Source organism: Dactylosporangium sp. NPDC000555 (assembly GCF_040300025.1).
In the GTDB taxonomy this organism is placed as follows: domain Bacteria; phylum Actinomycetota; class Actinomycetes; order Mycobacteriales; family Micromonosporaceae; genus Dactylosporangium.
The window spans coordinates 13,409-36,670 of sequence record NZ_JBEPDB010000047.1; the positions used below are offsets into that span (position 1 = coordinate 13,409).

25 protein-coding genes, 1 tRNA gene and 1 pseudogene are annotated in these 23,262 nt (G+C 70.4%); 12 read left to right on the forward strand and 15 right to left on the reverse strand.

Annotated features, from left to right (window positions below; genetic code table 11):
- Positions 1–2: 2 nt before the first annotated feature.
- Together ABT297_RS25555 and mshC are read right to left on the reverse strand one after the other, a co-directional pair.
- Entirely contained in the window at positions 3–1,211 is a 1,209-nt protein-coding gene (locus ABT297_RS25555) for an RNA-guided endonuclease InsQ/TnpB family protein (RefSeq protein WP_350553990.1), read from the reverse strand.
- A 423-nt stretch (positions 1,212–1,634) separates the two neighbouring features.
- Positions 1,635–2,885, reverse strand: coding sequence for a cysteine--1-D-myo-inosityl 2-amino-2-deoxy-alpha-D-glucopyranoside ligase (gene mshC / locus ABT297_RS25560; RefSeq protein ID WP_350553992.1), 1,251 nt, complete (start codon positions 2,883–2,885; stop codon positions 1,635–1,637).
- A 109-nt stretch (positions 2,886–2,994) separates the two neighbouring features.
- On the opposite strand from mshC, the gene ABT297_RS25565 reads away from it, so the two are divergent.
- A complete protein-coding gene (locus ABT297_RS25565; RefSeq protein WP_350553994.1) occupies positions 2,995–3,354 on the forward strand; it encodes a VOC family protein in 360 nt (119 codons plus the stop codon).
- Between the two features lie 11 nt (positions 3,355–3,365).
- Here the strand turns inward: ABT297_RS25565 and ABT297_RS25570 are convergent, their stop codons facing one another.
- The 4 genes from ABT297_RS25570 to ABT297_RS25585 form a co-directional block, all read right to left on the reverse strand.
- Positions 3,366–4,169, reverse strand: a complete 804-nt coding sequence (locus ABT297_RS25570; RefSeq protein ID WP_350553996.1) for an SCO1664 family protein — start codon at positions 4,167–4,169, stop codon at positions 3,366–3,368.
- A gap of 6 nt (positions 4,170–4,175) precedes the next feature.
- The gene (locus tag ABT297_RS25575; protein WP_350553998.1) at positions 4,176–4,739 is read right to left on the reverse strand and encodes a DUF3090 domain-containing protein; all 564 of its coding nucleotides are present in this window, start codon (positions 4,737–4,739) and stop codon (positions 4,176–4,178) included.
- A gap of 191 nt (positions 4,740–4,930) precedes the next feature.
- Positions 4,931–5,635 carry an MSMEG_4193 family putative phosphomutase gene (locus ABT297_RS25580; protein WP_350554000.1) on the reverse strand — a complete coding sequence of 235 codons (705 nt, stop codon included), beginning with the start codon at positions 5,633–5,635 and terminating at the stop codon, positions 4,931–4,933.
- A 2-nt stretch (positions 5,636–5,637) separates the two neighbouring features.
- Positions 5,638–6,681, reverse strand: coding sequence for an LLM class F420-dependent oxidoreductase (locus tag ABT297_RS25585; protein ID WP_350554002.1), 1,044 nt, complete (start codon positions 6,679–6,681; stop codon positions 5,638–5,640).
- A gap of 107 nt (positions 6,682–6,788) precedes the next feature.
- Between ABT297_RS25585 and ABT297_RS25590 the strand changes: the two genes are divergently transcribed.
- The 4 genes from ABT297_RS25590 (at position 6,789) to ABT297_RS25605 (ending at position 9,604) form a co-directional block, all read left to right on the forward strand.
- Positions 6,789–7,760 carry an aldo/keto reductase gene (locus tag ABT297_RS25590; RefSeq protein WP_350554003.1) on the forward strand — a complete coding sequence of 324 codons (972 nt, stop codon included), beginning with the start codon at positions 6,789–6,791 and terminating at the stop codon, positions 7,758–7,760.
- Positions 7,761–7,786: 26 nt separating this feature from the next.
- The gene (locus ABT297_RS25595; protein ID WP_350554005.1) at positions 7,787–8,809 is read left to right on the forward strand and encodes a YncE family protein; all 1,023 of its coding nucleotides are present in this window, start codon (positions 7,787–7,789) and stop codon (positions 8,807–8,809) included.
- 12 nt (positions 8,810–8,821) lie between these two features.
- Positions 8,822–9,013, forward strand: a complete 192-nt coding sequence (locus tag ABT297_RS25600) for a DUF5703 family protein (RefSeq protein WP_350554007.1) — start codon at positions 8,822–8,824, stop codon at positions 9,011–9,013.
- 270 nt (positions 9,014–9,283) lie between these two features.
- Positions 9,284–9,604, forward strand: coding sequence for a hypothetical protein (locus ABT297_RS25605; protein WP_350554009.1), 321 nt, complete (start codon positions 9,284–9,286; stop codon positions 9,602–9,604).
- A 508-nt stretch (positions 9,605–10,112) separates the two neighbouring features.
- Here the strand turns inward: ABT297_RS25605 and ABT297_RS25610 are convergent.
- Together ABT297_RS25610 and ABT297_RS25615 are read right to left on the reverse strand one after the other, a co-directional pair.
- A complete protein-coding gene (locus ABT297_RS25610; RefSeq protein ID WP_350554011.1) occupies positions 10,113–10,829 on the reverse strand; it encodes a hypothetical protein in 717 nt (238 codons plus the stop codon).
- Between the two features lie 37 nt (positions 10,830–10,866).
- On the reverse strand, positions 10,867–12,168 hold the full coding sequence (locus ABT297_RS25615) for a M20/M25/M40 family metallo-hydrolase (RefSeq protein ID WP_350554013.1): 1,302 nt from the start codon (positions 12,166–12,168) through the stop codon (positions 10,867–10,869).
- Positions 12,169–12,458: 290 nt separating this feature from the next.
- Between ABT297_RS25615 and ABT297_RS25620 the strand changes: the two genes are divergently transcribed.
- On the forward strand, positions 12,459–13,055 hold the full coding sequence (locus ABT297_RS25620; RefSeq protein WP_350554015.1) for a hemerythrin domain-containing protein: 597 nt from the start codon (positions 12,459–12,461) through the stop codon (positions 13,053–13,055).
- A gap of 326 nt (positions 13,056–13,381) precedes the next feature.
- A tRNA-Leu gene (locus tag ABT297_RS25625) sits at positions 13,382–13,465 on the forward strand.
- Positions 13,466–13,503: 38 nt separating this feature from the next.
- On the opposite strand, the gene ABT297_RS25630 is transcribed toward ABT297_RS25625, so the two are convergent.
- A complete protein-coding gene (locus tag ABT297_RS25630; protein ID WP_350554017.1) occupies positions 13,504–14,997 on the reverse strand; it encodes a recombinase family protein in 1,494 nt (497 codons plus the stop codon).
- 27 nt (positions 14,998–15,024) lie between these two features.
- Between ABT297_RS25630 and ABT297_RS25635 the strand changes: the two genes are divergently transcribed.
- Positions 15,025–15,927 carry a right-handed parallel beta-helix repeat-containing protein gene (locus tag ABT297_RS25635; RefSeq protein ID WP_350554019.1) on the forward strand — a complete coding sequence of 301 codons (903 nt, stop codon included), beginning with the start codon at positions 15,025–15,027 and terminating at the stop codon, positions 15,925–15,927.
- Between the two features lie 82 nt (positions 15,928–16,009).
- Here the strand turns inward: ABT297_RS25635 and ABT297_RS25640 are convergent, their stop codons facing one another.
- The gene (locus ABT297_RS25640) at positions 16,010–17,170 is read right to left on the reverse strand and encodes a zinc-dependent alcohol dehydrogenase (protein WP_350554021.1); all 1,161 of its coding nucleotides are present in this window, start codon (positions 17,168–17,170) and stop codon (positions 16,010–16,012) included.
- A 95-nt stretch (positions 17,171–17,265) separates the two neighbouring features.
- Positions 17,266–17,553, reverse strand: coding sequence for an SRPBCC family protein (locus ABT297_RS25645; RefSeq protein WP_350554023.1), 288 nt, complete (start codon positions 17,551–17,553; stop codon positions 17,266–17,268).
- Between the two features lie 319 nt (positions 17,554–17,872).
- Between ABT297_RS25645 and ABT297_RS25650 the strand changes: the two genes are divergently transcribed.
- Positions 17,873–18,424, forward strand: a complete 552-nt coding sequence (locus tag ABT297_RS25650) for an alcohol dehydrogenase catalytic domain-containing protein (protein WP_350554025.1) — start codon at positions 17,873–17,875, stop codon at positions 18,422–18,424.
- 1 nt (position 18,425) lies between these two features.
- Positions 18,426–19,001: a type 1 glutamine amidotransferase domain-containing protein gene (locus tag ABT297_RS25655; protein ID WP_350554027.1), complete on the forward strand. Its 576-nt coding sequence runs from the start codon at positions 18,426–18,428 to the stop codon at positions 18,999–19,001.
- A 157-nt stretch (positions 19,002–19,158) separates the two neighbouring features.
- Here ABT297_RS25655 and ABT297_RS25660 read toward each other — a convergent pair whose 3' ends face one another.
- Both ABT297_RS25660 and ABT297_RS25665 read right to left on the reverse strand, forming a co-directional pair.
- Positions 19,159–20,262 (reverse strand): AI-2E family transporter, encoded by a 1,104-nt coding sequence (locus ABT297_RS25660; protein ID WP_350554029.1) that lies wholly within the window; start codon positions 20,260–20,262, stop codon positions 19,159–19,161.
- A 667-nt stretch (positions 20,263–20,929) separates the two neighbouring features.
- On the reverse strand, positions 20,930–21,106 hold the full coding sequence (locus ABT297_RS25665) for a hypothetical protein (RefSeq protein ID WP_350554031.1): 177 nt from the start codon (positions 21,104–21,106) through the stop codon (positions 20,930–20,932).
- A 49-nt stretch (positions 21,107–21,155) separates the two neighbouring features.
- On the opposite strand from ABT297_RS25665, the gene ABT297_RS25670 reads away from it, so the two are divergent.
- Complete coding sequence (locus ABT297_RS25670; RefSeq protein ID WP_350554033.1) at positions 21,156–21,458, forward strand: hypothetical protein; 303 nt, start codon at positions 21,156–21,158, stop codon at positions 21,456–21,458.
- A gap of 389 nt (positions 21,459–21,847) precedes the next feature.
- Here the strand turns inward: ABT297_RS25670 and ABT297_RS25675 are convergent, their stop codons facing one another.
- Together ABT297_RS25675 and ABT297_RS25680 are read right to left on the reverse strand one after the other, a co-directional pair.
- Complete coding sequence (locus ABT297_RS25675) at positions 21,848–22,228, reverse strand: response regulator (protein WP_350554035.1); 381 nt, start codon at positions 22,226–22,228, stop codon at positions 21,848–21,850.
- A 173-nt stretch (positions 22,229–22,401) separates the two neighbouring features.
- On the reverse strand, positions 22,402–22,707 hold the full coding sequence (locus ABT297_RS25680) for a hypothetical protein (protein ID WP_350554037.1): 306 nt from the start codon (positions 22,705–22,707) through the stop codon (positions 22,402–22,404).
- A 114-nt stretch (positions 22,708–22,821) separates the two neighbouring features.
- Between ABT297_RS25680 and ABT297_RS25685 the strand changes: the two are divergent.
- A pseudogene (locus tag ABT297_RS25685) lies at positions 22,822–23,192 on the forward strand (IS1380 family transposase); the annotation flags it as partial.
- Positions 23,193–23,262: the final 70 nt, after the last annotated feature.

Genomic DNA, 23,262 nt, shown 5'->3' on the forward strand with positions numbered 1-23,262 from the left:
CCCTAATGGGCGGGGAGTCCCGTGGTCGCCCTCGGGTTTTCCTGCTTCATCGCCGGTCGCCGCGTCCGGGAGGACTCCCGTTGAGGTCTTATACCAGCTCCACAGGCTGTCACCGCCAGCCCGGCGGCCAGGATGTTGCGTGCCGCGTTGAGGTCGCGGTCGTGGGCGGTGCCGCACTGGCACGTCCACGTCCGCACGTTCAGCGGCATCCGCTCGGCCAGCGCCCCGCAGGCCGAGCAGAGTCTGGAGGACGGGAACCAGCGGTCGACCGCGATCACCTCACGGCCGTACCAATCGGCTTTGTACTCCAGCATGGTGCGGAACTGCCGCCACGCCGCGTCCGAGATGGCGCGGGCCAGGGTGTGGTTGCGGACCATGTTGCGGACGGTCAGGTCCTCGATCACGATCGTTTGATTTTCACGAACGAGCCGAGTGCTCAGCTTGTGCAGGTGGTCGCGGCGCCGGTCGGCGATCCGTGCATGGATGCGGGCGACTGTGCGCCGGGCCTTGGCCCGGTTGGCGGAGCCTTGCTGTTTGCGGGACAGTTTCCGCTGTGCGCGGGCCAGCCGGGCGCGGTCGCGGCCTTCGTACCTGGGGTTGCTGATCTTCTCCCCAGTGGACAGGGTCAGCAGATGCTCGAGCCCGGCGTCGATCCCGACCGCCGCCGTGGTGGTCGGCGCCGATGCGATGTGGTCCTCGACGAGCAGGGAGACGAACCAGCGTCCGGCCGCGTCCTGGGACACGGTCACGGTAGACGGGGACACTCCCTCGGGCAGCGGCCGCGACCATACGATGTGCAACGGCTCGGTCATCTTGGCGAGGGTGAGCTTGCCGTCGCGGTAGCGGAAGGCGCTGGTGGTGTACTCCGCCGACCGACGCGAGCGCTTTTTGCTTTTGAAGCTCGGGTAGCGGGCACGTTTGGCGAAGAAGTTCGTGAACGCCACCTGCAAATGCCGCAGGGCCTGCTGCAGCGGCACCGACGAGACATCGTTGAGAAACGCCAGCTCGTCGGTCCGCTTCCACGCCGTCAGCATCGCCGAGGTCGCATTGTAGTTGATCCGCTCCTGCCGCTGGGTCCACGCCTCAGTACGCGCCGCGAGGGCCAGGTTGTACACCTTGCGGACACACCCGAACGTACGCGCCAACTCGGCGGCTTGCGTGTCAGTCGGGTAGCAGCGGAACTTGAACGCCCGCTTCACCGCCCTGACCACGGCGCACAACCTAGCAAGCCCAACAGCGACCCCTGCCGCGACACGCGGGCGGACGCCCATCCGCCTCGGTGGCGGACCGGCCGGCCCTGCCCCGCATGGGTTCCTGGTTGTCGGCGTTGATCAGGATGCCGTCGGCGACCGAGGGTGTCTTGGCGAGCCTCGCGTCGGCGGCGTCGAGGATCGCGCCCTAGCCGCCGAGCTTCGCTGGCGAGTAGTACACCGCGACAAAGGATGAGGATGTAGATGAGGTGTCCTGGACGAACGCGATCAGTGCCGGGGCGCGCAGACGGCTTCGTCGCCCGCGACGCCGGGGTACCACGAGCGCGCCCACGAGCGCCTGCCGCGGACGACTCCGCCGCCGGCCACCGTCCGACGAGTGGCCGGCGTCGAAGAGCCGGTAGTTGCCGAAGGGCTGCTGTCTCGTTAGAGCTTGACGCCGAGCAGGGCGTCGACCGCGTTGGCCATCAGGGCCGGGGCCTCCCGGTCGTCGCCCGCGTCGGCGAGCGTCGCGTCGACCCAGGCGTCGACGGCGGCGAGCGCGCCGGGGGTGTCGAGGTCTTCGTTCAGGCGCTCGCGCAGCTGGGCAACGAGCTCGGCGCCCGACGGGCCGATGGCCGCCCGGGCCGCGTCCCGCCAGCGCGACAGCCGTTGCTGGCCGGTCTTGAGCCCGTCGTCGGTCCACTGCCGATCGTTGCGGTAGTGGTCGGCGAGCAGGGCGAGGCGCACCGCCATCGGGTCGACGCCGTCGGCGCGCAGCCGCGACACGAAGACCAGGTTGCCCTTGCTCTTGGACATCTTCTCGCCGTCGAGGCCGATCATGCCGGCGTGCACGTAGTGCGTCGCGAACGGGGCCTTGCCCGACAGCGCCTCGGCGTGCGCGGCGGAACACTCGTGGTGCGGGAAGAGCAGGTCGTTGCCGCCGCCCTGCACGTCGATGGTGTCGCCGAGCAGGCTCTGTGCGATGACCGCGCACTCGATGTGCCAGCCGGGCCGGCCGGGGCCGAGGTCGCCGCCGTCCCAGGCCGGCTCGCCCTCGCGCAGGCCTCGCCACAGCAGCGGGTCGAGCGGGTCGCGCTTGCCGGGCCGCTGCGGGTCGCCGCCGCGCTCGGCGGCCAGGCGCAGCATCTCAGTGCGGGACAGGTTGGACTCGCCGCCGAAGCCGGGCGCGGTGGCGATGGAGAAGTACACGTCGCCGGTGCCGTCCTCGAGCGGATACGCGTGCCCGGAGGCCAGCAGCGCCGACACCTTGCGGGCGATCTGCGGGATCGACTCGACCGCCCCGACGTAGCGCTTCGGCGGGATGATCCGCAGCGCCTCCATGTCCTCGCGGAACAGCGCCGTCTCCCGCATCGCGAGCACCACCCAGTCCTCGCCGTCGCGGGCGGCCCGCTCCAGCAGCGGGTCGTCGACATCGGTGACGTTCTGCACGTAGTCGACCTCGTGGCCGGCGTCGCGCCAGACCCGGTTGGCCAGGTCGAACGCTACCATCGTGGCAGCATGTCCCAGGTGGGTGGCGTCGTAGGGGGTGATGCCGCAGACATACATGGTTGCGGGCCGCCCGGCGAGCTCGACCGGTGCGATCTCACGCCGGGCCGAGTCGAAGAGGTTGAGCGGCGCGACGCCGGCTCCGGGGCGGGGCAGCGTGGGCAACGCCGGTGCGGTCCAGGACTCCATGACCAACAGCCTATCCGTGAGCGGCACCCGCGAGGGATGTGACGATCCCCGCCCTCCCACCCACGGACCGGCTACATTTTGATCTCCCAGTGCAAAGGAGCATGAGGAAATGTCGGAACTGACCATCGAAAATGTCACCGTCGACTGCAGCGGTGACGCCTCCGTGCTGGCCGGGTTCTACGCGCAACTGCTGCGGCGCGAGGTGGACCCGGAGGCGTCGGACTACTACGCCACGGTCGGCCGCGCGAGCGGTGCGGTCCCGGTGCTGATGTTCATCCAGGTGCCCGACCGCACGCCGGGCAAGAACAGCGTCCACCTCGACCTGCACACCGACGACTACGCCGGCGAGGTCGCCCGGGCCGTGGCGCTCGGCGCGAAGCAGGTCGACGAGCACGACGAGCACGGCGTCGTGTGGGCGACCCTCGCCGACCCGGAGGGCAACCTGTTCGACATCGCCGGCAACGGGTAGGAGATCAGAGACTAGATCGGCGGCCAGGGGATCGCGTGGCGGTCCTCGTCGGGCTCCGGGAAGCGCCGCGAGCGCAGCAGCGCACCGATACGCACCGAGATCATCGCCACCTCGGCCGGGGTCAGGTGCTCCGACAGCGACTCGGCGAGGCCGGCGGAATACTGCGCCCGCAGCTTCTCCAGCACCTCGAGGCCCTCGTCCGGGATCGGCTCGCCGGCCCAGCCCCAGATGATCGTGCGCAGCTTGTCCTCGGCGTGGAAGCAGATGCCGTGGTCGACGCCGTGGACGTGCCCGTCCACGGTGTCGATCACGTGCCCGCCCTTGCGGTCGGCGTTGTTCACGACCGCGTCGAAGAGGGCGAGCCGGGCCAGCCGCGGATCGTCGGCGTGGGCGAGGACGAACGGGCGGCCCCGCTCGTCGCGGGCGGACATGATCCGCCGCCAGTGCTTCGGCACCTGGCCGGCGGGGACGAACCCGAGCAGCGGCTCGTCGCTCTGCAGCTCGTCGTCGATCCACAGCTGGCACATGCCGGGGCCGAGGGGGCCGTCGCGCAGGACGGTCGGCGGGACGATCCCCCAGCCGGTCGCCCGCGACAGCAGCCATGCGGCGTACTCCCGGCCGGCGAGGGTGCCGTCGGGGAAGTCCCACAACGGCCGCTCGCCGCTGACCGGCTTGTAGACACACCGCGCCACCGTGTCACCGAGGGTGATCACGCAGCGCAGCGTGGCGTTGGAGGCATCCATGAGCCGGCCCTCCAGCTCCACCGCACCGTGGCGCAGCAGTTCCAGCGCCTCGTCCTCGGGCAGGGCCGGCACGCCGGACTACCGGCGGTAGCCGTTGTGCCGCGGGCAGAGGTGCCCGCGGGCGTCGAGGGGCTGCCCGCACAGCGGGCACGGCGGGCGACCGGACGCGACGACCCGCTTGGCCCGCTCGATGAACGCGCGGGTGGCGGCCGGGGTCAGCCGGACCCGAAGCCGGTCCCGGTCGGCGGTGACGAGCTCGTCGTCGTCCTCCTCCTCGGGCTCCTCGGCCTCCTCCTCACCGACCGCGATCGCCTCGATCACGACCGTCGCGGAGTCGACGTCGAACTGCAGGCCGAGGGTGCCGACCCGGAACTCCTCGTCGAGCGGCATGTCGAGGGGCTCGTTGTCGGCGGTCCCGGCGACCGTCTCCGCGGCGAGGTCGACGCCGAAGCGGCGGTGCGCCTCCTGCAGCAGCTCCTCGAGCTTCTCGGCCAGGAGGGAGACCTGGACCTTTTCCAGGGCGACGCTGATCAGCCGGCCACCGCCGCGCGCCTGCAAGAAGAAGGTCCGCTCCCCCGGCGCACCTACGGTGCCGGCGACGAACCGCTCCGGCGGCTCGAATGCATACACGTGGTGGCTCATGCTGTCACCTCCGCCTGGTCTGGCTCGTTGAGGCTTCGCCTGACCGTCCCCGGCCAGGCACCGCCTCGCTCCGGCCGCAGCATGAGCTGAACCCGCACTCATGATGAGCGGCCTCTCCGCTCCACACCGCACCGCTCATGCCCAAAACTCTATCCACTCTTGGTGGCGTCCGCCGCAGCCGGGCTACATGATCACACGGAACCGCCCGAGCCGCCCCCTACCGCGGCGTCGGATGACATTTCCTCCTCGGGCTTCTCCGGAGGCTGGAACGGCGAAAGGTCACCGCCGGTGTCGTTGAGGCGCAGGACGAACGAGCGCAGCGGGGTGTACCGGATCACGGTCACCGACGCCGGCTCGACCGCGATGCGCTGGAAGAGGTCCAGGTGCATGCCGAGGGCGTCGGCGACGACCGCCTTGATGATGTCGCCGTGGCTGCACGCCAGCCACACCGCCTCCGGCCCGTGCGACCGCGCGATCCTGGCGTCCCAGCCGCGGACGGCGGCGATCGCGCGGGCCGACATCTGCGCCATCGACTCGCCGCCGTCGCCGGGGAACACCGCCGCCGACGGGTGCGCCTGCACCGTCGCCCACAGCGGCTCCTTGGCCAGCTGCTTGAGCGGCCGGCCGGTCCAGTCGCCGTAGCGGCACTCGATGATCGCGTCGTCCTCGACCACGTCGGCGATGTCGGGCAGGGCGAGGGCCAGGGTCTCCCGGCAGCGCGGCAGCGGGCTGCTGACCACGGCGGCGAGGGGCAGCTTGGCGGCGGCGAGGCGCTCACCGACGGCGACGGCCTGCGCCCGGCCGACCTCGTCCAGCCCCACCGGCTGGTGCCCGGCGAGGATGCCGGTGGCGTTGGTCTCGGTGCGGCCGTGGCGCAGCAGCAGAACGGTGGTCACCCCTACAGGCCCGCCTTCGACCAGGCGTCGGCGAGCTGGCGCAGGGTGGCGATCGAGTACTCGGCGTCGCCGAAGACAAGGGTGGAGATCTCCGTCACGCCGGCCTCCTTGTAGGCGTGCAGCCGCTCGGCGACCCGCTCGACGGGCCCGAGCAGCGAGGTGCGGTCGATGAATTCCAGCGGCACGGCGGCCGCCGCGTCCCGGTGGCGCTTGGCCAGGTAGAGATCCTGCACCTCGCGCGCCGCGTCGCCGTAGCCCATCCGGGTCGCCAGTGCATTGTAGAAGTTCTGCTCGCGCGAGCCCATGCCGCCGACGTAGAGGGCGGCGTAGTGCCGCACCAGCTCGGCGCACATCTCGATGTCGTCGCCGAACACCACCGGTACACTCGCGGCCACCTCGAAACCGTCGAGCGTCCGGCCGGCCTTGGCCCGGCCCGCGGAGATCGGCCTGAGCGACTCCTCGCCGAACTCGGGCGAGAAGAACACCGACAGCCAGCCGTCGGCGATCTCGCCGGCGAGCTCGAGGTTCTTCGGGCCGACCGCGGCGAGGTACACCGGGACGTGGTCGCGCACCGGGTGCAGGATCAGCTTCAGCGCCTTGCCGGGGCCGTCGGGCAGGGGCAGCCGGTAGTGCTCCCCGTCGTACTCGACGAGCTTGCGGGTCAGGGCCAGGTTGACGACGTCGACGTACTCCCGGGTGCGCGCCAGCGGCTTGGCGAAGCGGACCCCGTGCCAGCCCTCGGATACCTGCGGCCCCGACACGCCGAGGCCGAGCCGAAACCGGCCGCCCGACAGCTTGTCGATCGTGGCCGCGGTCATCGCCGCCATGGCGGGCGTGCGGGCCGGAATCTGGAACACGGCGGAGCCCAGCTCGATCCGCTCGGTCTGCCCGGCGAGCCAGGCGAGCATCGAAGGAGCGTCGGATCCGTATGCCTCCGCCACCCATACGCAGGCAAAACCGAGGCGGTCGGCCTCCTGGGCGACGGCCAGGTGACCGGCCGGGTCGTTCCATGACGAGAGGTAACCGAGGTTCAACGCAAGTCGCACAACTGCCTCCCAGGGGTCCCCCGCGCGACCCGGCACGGGCGGCACCAGGGTAACCCCGGGGGCACGCCTACCGTACGAAGTCGCCAACCCGCCGTATCGTTCCATGCATGCAGCAGCGACCGCTCGGCCGTAGCGGGCTGGCGGTATCCCGACTGGCCCTCGGCACGATGACCTGGGGCCGTGACACCGACGCCGACGACGCGGCCGCCCAGCTCAAGACGTTCCGCGACGCCGGCGGCACACTGCTGGACACCGCGGACGTCTACGCCGACGGCGAGGCCGAGTCCGTCATCGGCGCCCTGGTGGGCCGCCTGGTACCGCGGGAGGAGCTGGTCATCGCCACGAAGGCGGGCCTGCGCCCCGGCATGACCCGCCGCCGCGACGGCTCCCGCGGTCACCTCCTACACGCCCTGGACACCTCCCTGCAGCGGCTCGGGACCGACCACGTCGACCTGTGGCAGGTGCACGGGTACGACCCCGACACGCCGCTGGAGGAGACCCTCTCCGCGATCGACATCGCCGTGAGCAGCGGCCGGACCCGCTACGCCGGCGTGTCGAACTTCTCCGGCTGGCAGACCGCCCGCGCCGCCACCTGGCAGGCGGCCTGGCCGGGCCGGGCTCCGGTGGTGTCGACGCAGGTGGAGTACTCCCTGCTGGAGCGCGGCATCGAGCGCGAGGTGATACCGGCCTGCTCGGCGCTCGGCATCGGCATCCTGCCCTGGTCGCCGCTCGGCCGGGGGGTGCTCACCGGCAAGTACCGCACCGGCGTGCCCGCCGACTCCCGCGCCGCGTCGCCGCACTTCGAGCGGTTCGTGGCGCCCTACCTCGACGACCGGTGCACCGGCATCGTCGAGGCGGTCGCCACGGCCGCCAGCGGGCTCGGCGTGTCGCCGCTGGAGGTGGCCCTCGCGTGGGTGCGCGACCGCCCGGGCGTGGTGGCGCCGGTCCTCGGCGCCCGCACCGTCGGGCAGCTGCTCGGCGCGCTGCAGACCGAGGAGATCGTGCTGCCGCGCGAGATCCGGGCCGCGCTCGACGACGTGTCGGCGCCCACGTCCGGCTATCCGGAGCGGCAGACGTAAAGCGGCAGACTTACCCTGGACTGATCATGTTGCGCCGACTGCTCCCCCTGGCGGGCGTGCTGCTGCTCACCGCGTGTGACGCCGGCACGTCAGCCGGTCGCCCAGACGCCACGGTCCCGACCCCGACCTGGGCCCCGCCGGCCTCCGCGCCGCCCGCGGGCTCGACCTCGGCGGTGCCCTCGAAGCCGGCCGGGGTGGCGCTCGACGCGGGCGGAGCACGCGTGGCGGTCATTTCGGAGAAATCCGCACTCGTCCTGCACGAGCCCGCCACCGGCGTCGCGGAGATCCCGGCCGCCGAGCCACCCCGCGGCGTGGTCGCCGTGGCCGGCGGCTTCCGCGCGGTGGCCGGCGCGGCCGTGCTCGACCTGCCGCCTGGCGCCACCGCGCCGGCGTCCTGGCCACTGCCCGCGCCGGGCGGCGCGATCGCGGTGCCGCGCACCCCGGGCGCCTCACGGCCCTCGGGCGGCTCCGACTGGACCGCGGTGGCCCTCCCCGACCGCGGTGAAGTGATCATCCTCTCGGCCACCGGGACCGAGGTCCGGACCATCCGCACCGGCGGCCGCCCGTCGGCGCTGGCCGCCGACGAGGAGCGCATCGCGGTCCTGGACGCCGGGCAGTCCTCGCTGACCGTGTACGACGCGGCCACCGGCGCCCGCCAGGAGGCGTTGCGGGCCGGCGACGGCGCCGTGGCGGTCGCCGCGGTCGGCAGGCCGGGCGGCAGGAGCCGGTTCGCCGTGATCGACGCCCGGGACGGCGAGCTGCTGGTCTTCGACACCGGGCCGCTGTTGCTGCGGCAGCGGTACCCGGTGCCGGGCGGCGCGTGGGCGCTCGCCCACGACCCCGGCCGGGGGACGCTGTGGGTGACCGTCACGCAGCGCAACGAGGTCGTCGGGTTCGACCTGAGCGGCGGTACCCCCCGTGAGGTCGCCCGGCACGCCACTGTGCGGCTGCCGCTCGCGGTCGCCGTCGACCCGTCCACCGGCGCGCTGGCCGTCGCCGGGTCGGACGCCACCGGCGCGGAAGGGCTGGTGCACCGGATACCGGCGTAGCAGTATCGGTTCATGGACTACGAATATGTGCCGCTGCGGCTGCCGTCGAATGTCGACCGGATGACCGCTAACGCACAGCTGACGATCCAGGCCGAATACGGCGGCTGGGAGCTCGCCCGGGTGCGGCTCTATCCCGACGGGACCCGCCAGGTGATGCTCCGCCGCCGCGTCACGAGCGAGACGCTGCCCGGCCTCAGCACGTAGTCTTCAACGTCTTCAACCGGCCCCAGCCAGCCTCGGGATGCCAGCACCCTCGCAGCGGCGGCCCGGGCCAACCGGGGTGCACAGGCGCGCCGGATACTTCCAGGGCTCCGCAGCGTGCGGGTTCGAGTCCTGCCCACGCCCTCGGGTGCCCCGCCGGACCCTCGTGGCCGTGTTCGCCGCGATGCCCACACATGATCGCCAAAACATGCTCACGCCTGCGTCATCACCGGTCGGACGGGATTCGTCATCATCTGTCGGTATGGGCCTCGGATGGCGGATTGCACTATCGCCGAGGCACTCGCGATCGCCACTGCGTGGGACAGCCGCACGACGTTCGCCGCGCTGCTCGCCGTGGTACCGGTCGCCGTCTGGAGCGGCTTTCTCGCCCGCTCGCGCCGGGCCGGGCCGGCGGTCGGGGCTGTCCTGCTGGTGCTCCTGGCCTGGATCGTGGTGCCGCGGGCGATCGATGGATCGCACCCGTCCTGCATCACCCCGGACCCGACACGGACACCCGGATGTGGACAGGTCAGCTATCCGTCAACCGACTACGCAAGGCCCTGGCTCGCAGAACGTGACCTCGTCGGCGCTTGATGCGTTGCGCCGGTTGCGGCGCCGTGGTCGGCGGAACTCGCCTCGATCCCACGACGGACAGCATCGCCGTGCCGCTCGCCTCCCTCACGCTCAGCGTCGCCGCGCCGGCCGGCGCTGGCCGCGGCCCTCGCCGGGCTGATCCCGGCCGGGTCGCCCTCGCCGTCGCGGGGCCGTCACCGCCGTGCGGGCGGTCGGCCCGCTGCTGCGCCGGGGCCTGGACCGGTCCTGGAACCGCCCGGCCTTCTGCGGCGTGTCGACCGCCGCCGCCGGCGTCGCCTTGGCCGTCGCGCCGCACGCGATGCTCCCCGGCGTGCCGGTGCCGGCCGACCTTCCCTTGATCGGACCGTTCTTCGTTACCGGCACACCCGGCACGCCCGGCGGATCCGGCACGCCCGGCGCGCCTGTTGTATCCGGCTTGTGTCCGGCGCGCCTGGCGTGTCCGGCGCGCCCGGCGCGTGGGTGGCGGCCGGCCCGGGATCGCGGCGCCCCGGGCCGGGCCGATCCCGGGTCAGCGGCGTTCCGCAGCCTTGCCCAGGCCGGAGCCTTCGGCGGCGTCCGCTTCGTCCTCTTCCTCGGCCAGCTCGTCGTCCAGGTCGACGAAGGCGTGCTCGTCGAGGCGGTCGACGACACGGTCACCCTCCGACAGTGCGAACGGGCCTGCGCCGTCGGCGTCCTCGTAGGTCTCCGGGTCCAGCGGGGTCTCGACCTCGGCGACGATGACCACGCCGTCGAGGGACTCCAGCTCCGGAATGTCCAGGGCGCCGAGCGAGCCGTCGCCGGCCTGCATCAGCTCCAGCACGGCCTCGCCGACCGTCTCTACCGATGAGCCGTCGCCGTCGCCCGGGTTGGCGCGGCGCGCGGCCTCGGCGAGGCGGAGCAGGGCTGCGACGCTCGGTACGCGATAGTCGCGGCGCTGGCGGACGGAGATGACCTGCGGGTGCGGGTCCTCCGCCTCGGTACCGTCGACGCCGCCGATACCGACGCCGAGCTGACGGTCGGCCTCCTCCGGGTCGATCGCGTCGACGTCCCACGGGGTGACCTCGCCGAACTCGTCGAGCAGGAACTCGTCGTAGCTGTTGGAGGCGTTGTTGAGCTCCACGTAGGCGCGCCACACCTCGTCGTCGTCGGCCCGCCCGTTGGCGGCCTTGACCGCGGCAAGGTGCTCGCGGGCCGCCGCGATCACGCGCTCGAGCGCGGCGTCAAGCTCCGCGTGCCGGTCGGTCATGATGGGACTCCCCTAAATCGATGAAGTGCTGGCTAGGTCAGGACTGCTGCAGGAACCGGTCGAGAACTCGCACGCCGAACTGTAGTCCCTCCACGGGAATGCGCTCGTCAATGCCATGGAACAATGCGGCGAAGTTCAGATCGGCCGGTAGGCGCACGGGCGAGAAGCCGAAGCAGCGGATGCCGAGCTTCGCGAACTGCTTGGCGTCGGTGCCGCCGCTGAGCATGTACGGGACGGGCACGGCACCTGGGTCCTCGGCCCGCAGCGCCGCCGACATCGCCCCGACCAGCGCCCCGTCGAACGTGGTCTCGAGGGCCGGCTGGCGGTGGATGTACTCCAGGTCGATGTCCGGCCCGACAATGCGCCGCAGCTCCTCCTCGAACGCCTCGGACTGCCCCGGCAGGGTGCGGCAGTCGATGGTCGCCGAGGCGCGGCCGGGAATGACGTTGTCCTTGTAGCCGGCGGCGAGCCGGGTCGGGTTGGCGGTGTTGCGCAGCGTGGCGCCGACGATCATCGCGATCGGGCCGATCTTGGCGACGGCACCCTCGGGGTCGTCGAGGTCGAGCTCGATGCCGAGCATCTGCGAGACCTCCTCGAGGAACGCGCGCACTGTCGGGGTGAGCACGATCGGGAACTTGTGCCGGCCGACCCGGGCGACCGCCTCGGCCAGCGCGGTGACCGCGTTGTCGTCATTGATCATCGAGCCGTGGCCCGGGCGGCCCTTGGCGTGCAGGCGCAGCCAGTCGATGCCCTTCTGCGCGGTCTCGATGAGATAGAGCCGCTGGTCGCCGCCGATGCTCACGGAGAAGCCGCCGACCTCGCCGATCGCCTCGGTGACGCCCTCGAAGCAGTCCGGGTGCCGGTCCACCAGATGCTGAGCGCCGTAGGTGCTGCCGGCCTCCTCGTCGGCGAGGAAGGCCAGCACGACGTCGCGCGGGGGCTTGCGGCCTTCGCGCTTCATCTGCCGCACCAACGCCAGGACCATCGCGTCGAAGTCCTTCATGTCGACGGCGCCGCGCCCCCACAGGTAGCCGTCCTTGAGCTCGCCGCCGAACGGGTGCACCGACCACTCGGACGCGTCGGCCGGCACCACGTCGAGGTGGCCGTGGATCAGCAGCGCATCGCGTGACGGGTCGGTGCCCTCGAACCGGGCGATAACGCTGGCACGCCCCGGCTCGCTCTCGTAGATCTCGGGCTGGAATCCGACCTCGGCGAGCTTCTCCGCCACGTATTCGGCGGCGACCCGCTCCCCGGCGCTGGTGGCGAGGTCGCCGGTGTTGGTGGTGTCGATGCGCAGCAGATCTCGGCAGATTTCGATGACCTCGTCGGTGGCGTCCATGGTGAAGTCATATCAGGCGGCACCGACAGTTTCCCGGGTGGTCCAAAGATGGCTACACGGCGTCGCCTCGATGCTCACCCAGAGTCATAGTTTAGAGCGAGAAACGCCGGGCCAAAGGCGCTCGGGTGGAAGTATTCCCAGGTGGTGACCCATGACAGCCGAAGACTGGCCCTCCGGCCCGCCATAGCCGCTTGACGTCCGGGCGAGAAGGGTGGCGGGCAACCTACCGTTTCAAGCGGCGGACCGCCGGGTAACCGTGCGGCACCACAAGCGATCGAGGAGGGTCAACGGTGAGTTCCGTTCCGCTCCCGCCGCTGCCACCCGTACCGGGCGTGACCGACGAGGAGTTCGAACCGGCCGGGCGCAGCATGATCGAGCTGCTCGATGAGGACCACGACCGCCTCGGCCGGCTCTGCTCCCGGGCGGCGACCGAGCCGGCCGCGTCGGACGTCCTGGTGGCGACCCTGGCGCGGCACCTGGCGGCCGAGGAACAATACCTTTATCCAGCAGTCCATTCGGTACTGCCGGATGGCCCGGCCATCGCCGAACGCGAACTCGCAGCCGACGCGGACCTGCTCGTGGCGCTGCGACGGCTGCACTCGACCACCGATGACACGGCCCTGTGGTCAATCACGGAGCGTATCCGCCGACACGCGCACCGCGCGGCGACCGAGATCTTCCCGGCCCTGCGCGAGCACTGCTCCCACGGCGAACTCGTCCGGCTCGGCAACCGGGTCGAGATCGCCCGGTCCGCCGCCCCGACCAGGCCGCACCCAGGCATCCCGTCCACCCCACCCCTGGACAAGATCGTCGACCCGGCCCTGGGCGTCGTGGACAAGGTGATGGACGCTCTCTCCCGCCGTACGACATGGGAGGAAGACCTCTGAGCAGCTGACGCTTGTCGAGCAATCCCAGCAACCGCCGTGTGGATCATCGCGGCGCGGGCATCATTTTCCATCGTCGCGACATTGTCGATTCAGCCCGGGCGGCGTCAGCATCCTCAACGCCCAAGGCCCGGCACGCCCGGCACCACAGAGGCCTTGGGTGGCCGCTCCCCCTCCGGTTACCCGGCACCACCAGGCCCTCGGCGCCCTCGCACCGGGGGCCGTCGCGTGTCGGATGCCCCCGATTGGCGAAGATCGCGCCAGACCATGTACTGTATCGCAGGGCCGTTCGAGCGGGGCAGTAAGCACCGCATACAATGGTTCAGCCAGTCGAAGTGGCGGAATGGCAGACGCGCTAGCTTGAGGTGCTAGTGCCCGTATAGGGCGTGGGGGTTCAAGTCCCCCCTTCGACACGTTAACCCCTGCGCGCGGACATACCCGGGCAGAAGGTTCAATTCGGAAACTCCGCCTGGATCACGCAGGCAGCTCTGCTGCACATCACCACGAGCCCGTGCTCACGGAGATGGCGGGCGATCATCCAGACCGGTTGACCTTCCAGGCCTACGTTCTCCTCGTGGATCAGCGCGCGAAGGACCACGATCATCCGATCCTCGCGGACGTAGATGTTCCGTATCCGGTTGGGCTGTCGTGGCCGGGCGCTGGAATGACCGTGCTGGCATCGGTACGCCGGCCGGCCGTGCGACCAACAGGACTCCAGCCGTCGGCGGCACAGCCCGCAGCGCAGCAAGCCGACCAGCTGATAACTCCGGACGCCGCCACGGACCGGGGCAGGCAGCGCGGTGATCTCCTGCGCCGCGATGAAGTCGGCCTCGGACACCAACGCCGGATGGACCATCTGTTTGGAGATGACCCATTCGCTCGTCCTCGCCCACCGCTGTGTCTTGAACGGCCCAGGAAGATGCGCCGGCGTGTGATGTGCGGGCTGCCGGTTCCAGACCTGCCGCCCGGTGTACTTCACGTTCGCCAGGATCGCCTGCACCGTCGTCAAGCCCCACCCGCCGCCGGCCCGATGGCGGTTGCGGCCCGGATCGGCCTGTGACGGGCTCGGCACCCCGTCCGCGTTCAGCATCGCGGCGATCCGCGAGACGCTTCGGCCACGCAGCCGCTCCGCGAAAATCCGTCGCACCGTCGGCGCGGTCGCCGGATCCTCGTCGTACCGCTGGAGCCGCCGGCCCCACTTCGCGTGCATCGGGTTCGGATGAGGGCCGGCGTCTACGAGCCGGTACCCGTACAACGGACGGCCACCAAGGAACCGGCCCTCATCCCGGATCTGCGCCCGCATCGCCGCCAGGGCCCGCGAACGCGCCCGCAACACCTCCCGCTTCGACTGCGCACCGAGCAGCATCAGCAACGCCCGATGCGCCGGCTCAGCAGGATCGACCGGGCCGTGCGCCTCCGGCAGCCACAACTGCACGCCATACGCCTCGAATAGCGGCAGCAACGACAGCACCTGATCGCCGTAGAACGCCCGCTCATACTCCCCCACCACAACCGCGTCGAAGTCGCGGTCCGGGTCGGCGATCGCCGCGAGGAGCAACGCCGCCTGCGGCCGGTCCCGCCACGGCAGCCGTCGACTCCGGTCGGCATCGAAGTAGTCGGCCACAATCCGGCCGTGACCGTCAACAAGGTCCTCCGCGACATCCCGCTGCCACCGCCGCGACGAATGCCGCTCCTGAAAGTCGGCCGTGGAAACCCGACCGTAGAACGCAAACCGCAACACGCCGGCCTCGTCAGGCCGTCGGCGACGCGATCTCTTCCCCGGCCGGGACTGACTCACCCAGTGGGTCAACAGGTCGGACTCGCTGCGCACTGCAGGGTCGGCCATCGGCCGCTCCGATCGACGGGCAAAGATACTGCACAACCGATTCAGACCCGATCGGCGCACAGCATGACGCACAGGTAGTGCGAGCGCCCGGACTGTCACCCGTTGGGCTGAACTGTGGCTGGTGCATTGCATACTTCGACACCAGACTCCGGCATACATGCCGACGGCTCGTCGATTCCGCGCTCCGACCGCGGCACGCTGCACATCGAGGGCGACCGGTGGCGCTTCGTCGGGCTGGAGATCGTCAACGGGCAGTACGGCATCTTCAGCGCCGATACCAGCAACGGGCGCCACGAGCGGCTGATCACCCGCGACAACTACGAGTCCGGCCTGCACCTGCAGGGCGCATCGTGGAACAACCAGATCATCAACCTCGACAGCTACGGCAACCACGACCCGCGCAAGAACGGCGAGAGCGCGGACGGCCTGGCAAATAGGGAGAGCTCCGGTACCGGCAACGTCGTGCGCGGTACCCGGCTGTGGCGCAACGCCGACGACGGCTTCGACAACTGGCTGTTCCTGCGGCCGATCCTCATCGAGGACTCGATCGCGTACGACAACGGCTACAACTACTGGAACCTGCCCGACTACGCCAGCGACGGCGACGGCTTCAAGCTCGGCGGCGGCGACGACCTGCGCCGGCCGTCAACCACGTCATCCGCAACTGCATGGCCTGGAACAACTCCGCTGGCGGCGTCGTCGACGACGGCAACACCGGCGCGCTGGTCTTCGACCACGGCAACGCCTGGACAACGGCAAGGACGGGTTCAACGTCTCCCAGTCAGCCTCGACGCTGACGAACACCCTCGCGGTTGCCAACACCACCAACGTGTCTCTGGGCTCGTCGGGCGGCTCCGGCAACTCGTGGAACCTCGACAGCACCTGGAGTCTGATCAGCAGCACCGACCCGTCGGCGATCACCGGACCACGGGCTGCGGACGGCACGATCCGCACCTCGACGTTCCTGCGGCCGGCCAACAGGGCGGACGTGGACGCACGGATCTGGCGCCCGCCCTGCCGTCCACATAGGACACCACGTCGAGCGGTCCGTTGCATCCAGCCATGTCCACTGGGCCGCTGCGCTCGCCGGGCGGCCCATCGCGGGTGGCCGTCAGGGCTCGCAGTTGTCCTGCTTCTCCTTGAAGATCTCGAAGCCACGCTCCGCCTCGTCCAGCGGCAGGATGTGGGTGATGATCCGGGTCGGATCGATCTCCCCGCGCTCGATGCGCTGCAGCAGCGGCTTCATGTAGCGCTGCACGTGGCACTGCCCGGTACGCAAGGTCAGCGACCGGTTCATCCAGGCGCCCGCGGGGAACTTGTCCAGCAGACCGCCGTACACGCCGATCACCGAGACCACGCCACCGCTGCGGCACGACAGGATCGCCTGGCGCAGCGCGTGCGGGCGCTCGGTCTCGGACCGCACCGCCTGCTTGACCCGGTCGTACGCGGCGATGTGCGCGCTGCCGTGGGTGGCTTCCAGACCGACCGCGTCGATGCACTTGTCCGGTCCCTGCCCACCGGTCAGTTCCAGCAGCCGGGAGCGCACGTCGACCTCCTCGAAGTTCACCGGCGTGTGGCCCGCCCGTTCGGCTATCTGCAGCCGGTACGGTTCCTTGTCGATGGCGATCACCTTCGCGGCGCCGAGCACCCGGGCACTGTCCATGGCGAACTGGCCGACCGGGCCGGCGCCCCACACCGCCACCACGTCGCTGGGCTGGATGTCGCACATCTCGGCACCCATGTAGCCGGTGGGCAGGATGTCGGACAGGAACAGCACCTGCTCGTCGGTCAGGCCGGACTCGACCTTCAGCGGGTTCACGTCCGCGAACGGCACCCGCGCGTACTGCGCCTGACCGCCCGCGAAGCCGCCGGTCAGATGCGAATAGCCGAAGATCCCGGCGACCGGGTGGCCGAACATCTTCTCCGCGATGCCCGCGTTGGGGTTGGAGTTCTCGCAGCACGAGTACAGCTCGGCGGCGCAAGCGGCGCACGCGCCGCACGCGATCGGGAACGGCACGACCACCCGGTCGCCGACCCGCAGCTTGTCCGCGGACACCCCCGATCCGACCTCGACCACCTCCCCCATGAACTCGTGACCCATGACATCGCCGTCCTGCATCGTGGGCACATACCCGTCGACCAGGTGCAGGTCCGAGCCGCAGATCGCGGTGGAAGTGATCCGCACGATGGCGTCGCGGCTGTTGAGAATCCTCGGGTCCGGCACGTCACGGACCTCGACCTTGTTGCGCCCCGCCCAGGTGTTCGCCCTCACTCGTCCGCTCCCTTCGCGAGCTCGGCGTCCGACAGCGGCTGCGCCGGGCGCTGCGGGAAATCCTTGCGTGCCCGCTTGCCCCACGGAGCGCCGTCTTACCGGACCACCTCGCCGGTCTCCAGCACCTGCTTGAGCCGGCGCAGGTCGTCGTCGAGCTGCTGATGCGGCTCCTCGCCGAAGTACTTCGCGACCGCCTTGCCGACCGCGCCGCCCGGAATGTCGTACGTCAGCACGACGTACACCTCCGTGCTCAACCCATCGGGCGCCGGCACGAACCGCACCGCACCGGCGTTGGGCACGTCGGCGTCCTCGGCCGAGCGCCACGCGATCCTCACGCTGGGCGAGTCGTCGACGATCTCCTCTGCGTGTGCCCGCACCGCCACGCGCGAAGCCCATCGCCGTTGCCCGCACCGGCCGGCGCCCACCGCGCCGCCCACGAACCGGGGGCGCGGCGCGATCCCGCTGCCAGTACCCACCTCGGTGTCACCGAACCAAACGCGTTCGTCCGCTTCACTCGCCGGAGGTCAGGTTCTCGACGTGACGCCGAGCAACGCTTGGCCGGCACGATCAGGAGCCGCCGGCTCCCAGCCGGGTCGGTTGCACAAACGCCGGTACCGGCACGCAGCGATTCACTCGACGTCTGTACTGAAGATCTCGGCCCTGGTCCGGAGCCGAGGAAGACATCCACGAGGGGAAGCAGCAATGAAGGCAGTGGTGTACGAGGGGCCACGGCAGGTCAGGGTCAAGGATGTGCCGGACGCGCGGATCGAGCGCCCGACCGACGTCCTGGTTCGCATCACATCGGCGAGCATCTGCGGCTCGGACCTGCACATGTACGAGGGCCGAACCGACTTTGAGCAGGCGCACGAGCCCGACGGCGAGGAGCAGGCCAACCTGACTATGAACCGGTTGGTCGCCTCGGTACGCTTCACCGGGAAGATCCGCAACGTCGGCGTCTTCGTGCCGCAGGACCCCGGCGTCAACGACAAGCTGGCGAAGCAGGGCAAGCTCACCTTCGACCACGGCATGTTCTGGTTCAAGGGCCAGCACATCGGCAGCGGACAGGCCCCGGTCAAGAAGTACAACCGGCAGCTGCGCGACCTCATCGCCGCGGGCAAGGCCGAGCCGTCCTTCAGCGTCAGCCACGAGCTGCCCCTCGACCGCGCGCCGGAGGCCTACGAGCACTTCGACAAGCGGGACGAGGGCTGGACAAAGATCGTCCTGCACCCGGCGATGGCGAGGGCGGGTGCGTGACATGGCCGGAGTGCTGAACGGACGCCGCGTCGCCATCCTCGCGGCCGACGGGGTGGAGCGGGTCGAGCTGGAGCGGCCGCGGCAGGCGCTGGAGGACGCCGGCGCCCAAACCGCCGTCGTCTCCATCGCCACCGGCGAGATCCGGGCGCGCGACCACGACCTCGACGACGCCGGCACCTTCGCGGTCGACCAACTGGTCGGCACGGCGTCGGTCGACGGCTACGAGGCACTGCTCCTGCCGGGCGGGACAGTGAACCCGGACAAGTTGCGGATGGAACCCGCTGCGGTGCGATTCGTCCGCGACTTCGTCCAGTCGGGCAAGCCCGTCGCTTCCATCTGCCATGGCCCGTGGAACTTCGTCGAGGCCGACGTCGCGCGGGGTCGCCGGCTGACCTCGTGGCCGAGCGTGCGCACCGACCTGCGCAACGCCGGGGCGGAGGTGGTCGACGAGCAAGTCGTCACCGACGGCAACATCACCACCAGCCGGTCGCCCGACGACCTGCCCGCCTTCTGCGAGCGCATCGTGCAGGAGTTCGCCAAAGCGCCGACATCCGGCGACGCTGCAGGCCGGACATGAGGCTGATGGTGTCGCTTCGGACCGCCGAGTGGCCGAGTCCGCCGCTCGCGGACGCTCAGGCCGTAACCCGCCCTCCCGATCGACGCTCCCCTGCCGCAGGCCAAGAACGTGGGAGGACAACGGCCGACGGTTCATCCTTGTCGGCGGTCCACGATCATCATCTTTGGTCGCGGTCGTCGGCGGGTTTCGCCCGCTGGTCCTCCGCGGCGACCGGCTCCGCGGGCCGAGCCCGGCGTGCCGCCCACACCTCGCGAACGATGATCTGCAGCATTGCCGCGAGCGGGATCGCCAGCAGTGCGCCGACGATGCCGCCGAGCTCTGTCGCGACCAGGATGCTCACCAGGACCGTCAACGGGTCGAGTTGCACCGTGCGCGACATGATCACCGGCTGCAGGAGGTGGTTCTCCACCTGCTGGTAGATGACGAAGAAGACGACGACGACGATGCCCGCGGTGAGGGAGTGGAAGAATCCTGCGGCAGCCGCCACGGCAGCGCCGAGCGTGGCGCCAACGAGCGGTATGAGGTCGGCGATCGCCACGAACAGTGCGATCAGCGCCGCGAACGGCAGGTGCAGCACCAGCAGCACCACGTACGTGAGCACCCCGCAGATCACGCTGATGAGCAAATTTCCGCTGATGTAGCCGGTGATCGTGCGCGCGCAGTCGCTCCCGACACGGCGGATGCGCTCGGCGCGGCGGGGCTCGAAGAGGCGGAGCACACCATCGGCAAGGCGTGGGCCCCGCAGCACCATCAGGTAGGCGAGCACGAAAATCGTCACGATGCCGACGACGGCGGTCGCCGCGCTGCGCACGAACGCCAGCGCCGGCGCGCCCAGGCCTCTGAGGTAGGCGTCGATCTGGTCGCTGTGCCGCTCCGCGTACTGGCGTAGACGGAAGCGGTCGGCCAGGCCGCCGAGCGGCCCGCGACCGGCACGGGTGTCACGGATGAGGGCAGGAAGCTCGTCGACGAACTGGACGGCTTCCTTGACCAGCGGCACCACGAACAGCACCGTGACCCCGGCGAGAGCAACGAACACCAGCAGGAAGACGATGAGCGTCGCGAGCCACCGCTTACATCTGACGCGCCGCTCGGCCCAGCTCACCGCCGGGTTGAGCGCCGTCGCGAAGAACGCGGCGATGACGATCCAGGCGAGGACGCGCCTGGTCTCATAGAGCAGGAGCAGGCCGAGCAGGGTCAGCAGCACCAGACCGATGACGGTGAGTGTGACGCGTGCAGGGGATCGCCCGCTCTGCTTGATCACCCTCCGACACTCCCCGCCGGTGAGCGGACGAAACCCGATGCCCAGCCAGGCCGGGAGACAGCGACGCCGCGGGAGTCGGTGAACTGGCGTCTTCCCGGACGGCACGCCGGCAACCCAACCGACTCCGGTGCTGGCCCGGCGGTTGCCGCGACGTCACCGGGGATGTGGTGAACCCGGAGGTTGTGTGCGACGTCCCGGCGTTCGGCCGCGCGGTGTGCCCACCATGATGCAGCCGAACGGCAGCGGGATCATCTTGAAGCTGAGCCCGTCGTCGTAGGGCCACTCCTCCTCGACGACGGGCTCCCGATTGATCGCCCGCTTCAAAGGTGGTGGAAGCGGCTGGTCAGGGGCGGGCAGCATCGGGACCGGCGCTACGCGGCCCCGGACCGCGGTGGCCGCGGCTGACCGGCGTGTCATCACCGCCCCGCAGGCCGCGCACTCCCAGCCGCCCTGGTTCACCGCCTCGCACACACTGCACCGCGAGGGCGTGTTCATGGTGTCCGTCGCTCGTTGAGCTTGCCGAGCAACTTGCCCAGGAGTGTGCGGCCCCGACCGCCTGTGCCCTCGGAAGTGCGGTCCGAAGTCGTCGGGGCACCGACCACCCGAAAATACTCAAGCAGCCGGTACCCGTTGAGTACGTCACCGGCCCGGAACACGTCGCTGCGAGTCACCCGTCCCCCTCCCCGCCCAGATAGCGCTCATACTCGGGTTTGTAGGCCGCCCACAGCGACATCTGCAGCTCTGCATGGCGGCGATGCGCCTCGGCGACCGCCCGTTCCGCGCGGCCCACCTCGGACTCGAGCTCGTCGAGCGGACGACGCAGCCCTGCTCGATCTCCGCTCACGGGCCTGCCGGAGCGACCCGAGGACCGGTTGCGAACACTGAACGCGGCCATGCGCTACGGCCAGGGAGCCCTCGTCGGTGTGTTGCGTAGCGTCGTGGCGCAAGCGGGGCTGCGTGGTCCCGTCGCGTCGACGATGTTCACCGCAGTACGCCTGACCAACGACCAGATCCTGGAGAACGCCACCGGCGTGGGCGCGCCGCCGCAGTCGTGGCCCCGCCGCGAGCTCGCCATCGATGTGCTCCACAAGTGCATCTACGGCTTCACGACCGGCGCTGTGGCGGATGGGCTCGCCTCACGGGACGGTCCGGGACCGGGGCAACGCCACGCTGCACTGCGTCGACAACCCACGTGAGCGGCTCGCTGTCTCCTCGATCGGCTGGGACCGCTGGGCGCCGATCAGTCTGGCCGCGATCGGGGCTCATCGTGTCGGGGCGGTACTGGCCCGGCGTCGGGCCCACGAGCAGTTCGGTGCGGCCCATACGGCGGCGGCAGCGGCGTGGCGCCGGGCGATGTTCTGCACGCAGTGCGCCGCATCGTGGGTACCGGGCGATCGGCTCATGATCGGGCACGACCGTGTGCTCGGTCGTGTGCTTCTCCACCGGGCCAAGGCCGATCTGGCGCAAGCACAGGACTGAACGCAGCCGCGTGAGGAGATGCGACGTCGACGCTGACGGTACGACTGCCGCCGAGGGCCGCTCCCGCATGCCGTCGTCAAACAACGGCCATCGACGCCGAGTCGTGTCACGGCGCCTCGGCACCCCTGCTGCTCAGCGCGGTCCGAATCGTCCGCGCCGACAACTCCGCCTTCTTCAGGAAATCCACGGCGGGACTGTCGCGGACGAGCGCGAGCAGGTCCTCCCGGGCACGCGTGGACATCAGGATAACGTCGACCGGGCTACCGTGCATCCGCGTGACCGCATCGATGCGCTGGGCCAACGTCACACCGCATTCCGTACCCAAGAAAACGTCCACAAGGACAACATCCGGACGGACCGCGTCCAGTTCGGCCATCGCCTGCACGCTGTCGCACGCCAAACCAACGACATCGATACCCTGACTGGTCAGCATCCGCTCGGCGGCCACCAGAAAGCTGGCTGAGTCGTCAACGATGAGACACCGCACGCCCATACCCCCAGGCAGAGATTCTCTCCTGACCGTAACGCGGACGCGACAGCCGGTGCGTCGTTCCCGTGGGCAGCTGCGGCGTCGCGGCGCGGTGCTGTCGACGCTTTGGGCTACCGCTATGCCCGTCGTGCTCATGCCGCTGCTCCCGCAGCCTCGCCCTGCGCGTGTAATCAACCTCTTGCCTCCGGCGGAACCTCTGATTCCGGAGATCGCTCCGCTCCCAGCACGACGTGCAGGGCGGTCCTCGCCGGCGGCGAACTGCCGTACCTCGGTGCGCTCCGTGGACATAGCAGAGCAATGCCGTCAGTGCCGACCTGTTCCACGTACTGCCGCACCGCCGCCGCACCGGTCAGCTGCCGCTCATGCCGCGCCGACCGGCCATAGCGATCGGCCCACTCCGACGGCATCACACCAGCCAGCCACACCTCATCCAGCTTCGCCAACGCCTCCAGCGCGGCCCGCATCGTCTCCGCCACCAACTCCACCCGGCTCAGCCGAGTGACCGAGACCGCGGCGCTGGCCTAGGTGAGGCGGGCCGGCCTCAACGGAGGCACTCGCACTGACGGCTCAGCAGCGACGAACGGGCCGAGCAAGTCTGTGAGCTCACCGGACCCGGTTCCGATGACGGGTTTCCGGCCAGGATCCGCTTCATCGTGCGCCGCGAGACGCCGCATCCCGGCGCGCAACTGTCCCTGTTCGACACCGTCGAAGGCATGCGTCACCAGGTGACAGCCACCGACACCCAGCCCGGGTTCAGTCCAGTTCCTCGAAGCCCGCCACCGTGGCCACGCCCGCGTCGAGGACCGCATTCGCTGCGGCAAAGACACCGGCTCCGGGCGGTTCCCGTCCCGCGCCTTGGCCATCGACGCCGCCTGGCTCCAACTCGCTCACCGGCATCGACCTGCTCGCCTGGACCCAGATGCTGCTGCTGGCCGGCAACCTCGCCGCCGCCCAACCCAAAAGCTGCGCCACCGGTCCTCGCTGAGGTTGCTGAGGCGCCACCGGTGCTGGCCGCCCTCGGTGGAGCACGG

Excerpts from the sequence above, each read along its gene's own strand:
- ABT297_RS25615 (WP_350554013.1), bottom strand. The coding sequence starts at position 12,168 with ATGGACGCCACCGACGAGGTCATCGAAATCTGCCGAGATCTGCTGCGC.
- ABT297_RS25610 (WP_350554011.1), bottom strand. The coding sequence starts at position 10,829 with ATGACCGACCGGCACGCGGAGCTTGACGCCGCGCTCGAGCGCGTGATC.
- ABT297_RS25650 (WP_350554025.1), top strand. The coding sequence starts at position 17,873 with ATGAAGGCAGTGGTGTACGAGGGGCCACGGCAGGTCAGGGTCAAGGAT.
- ABT297_RS25655 (WP_350554027.1), top strand. The coding sequence starts at position 18,426 with ATGGCCGGAGTGCTGAACGGACGCCGCGTCGCCATCCTCGCGGCCGAC.
- ABT297_RS25605 (WP_350554009.1), top strand. The coding sequence starts at position 9,284 with ATGGCGGATTGCACTATCGCCGAGGCACTCGCGATCGCCACTGCGTGG.
- ABT297_RS25575 (WP_350553998.1), bottom strand. The coding sequence starts at position 4,739 with ATGAGCCACCACGTGTATGCATTCGAGCCGCCGGAGCGGTTCGTCGCC.
- ABT297_RS25565 (WP_350553994.1), top strand. The coding sequence starts at position 2,995 with ATGTCGGAACTGACCATCGAAAATGTCACCGTCGACTGCAGCGGTGAC.
- ABT297_RS25590 (WP_350554003.1), top strand. The coding sequence starts at position 6,789 with ATGCAGCAGCGACCGCTCGGCCGTAGCGGGCTGGCGGTATCCCGACTG.
- ABT297_RS25670 (WP_350554033.1), top strand. The coding sequence starts at position 21,156 with ATGCGCTACGGCCAGGGAGCCCTCGTCGGTGTGTTGCGTAGCGTCGTG.
- mshC (WP_350553992.1), bottom strand. The coding sequence starts at position 2,885 with ATGGAGTCCTGGACCGCACCGGCGTTGCCCACGCTGCCCCGCCCCGGA.
- ABT297_RS25595 (WP_350554005.1), top strand. The coding sequence starts at position 7,787 with ATGTTGCGCCGACTGCTCCCCCTGGCGGGCGTGCTGCTGCTCACCGCG.
- ABT297_RS25600 (WP_350554007.1), top strand. The coding sequence starts at position 8,822 with ATGGACTACGAATATGTGCCGCTGCGGCTGCCGTCGAATGTCGACCGG.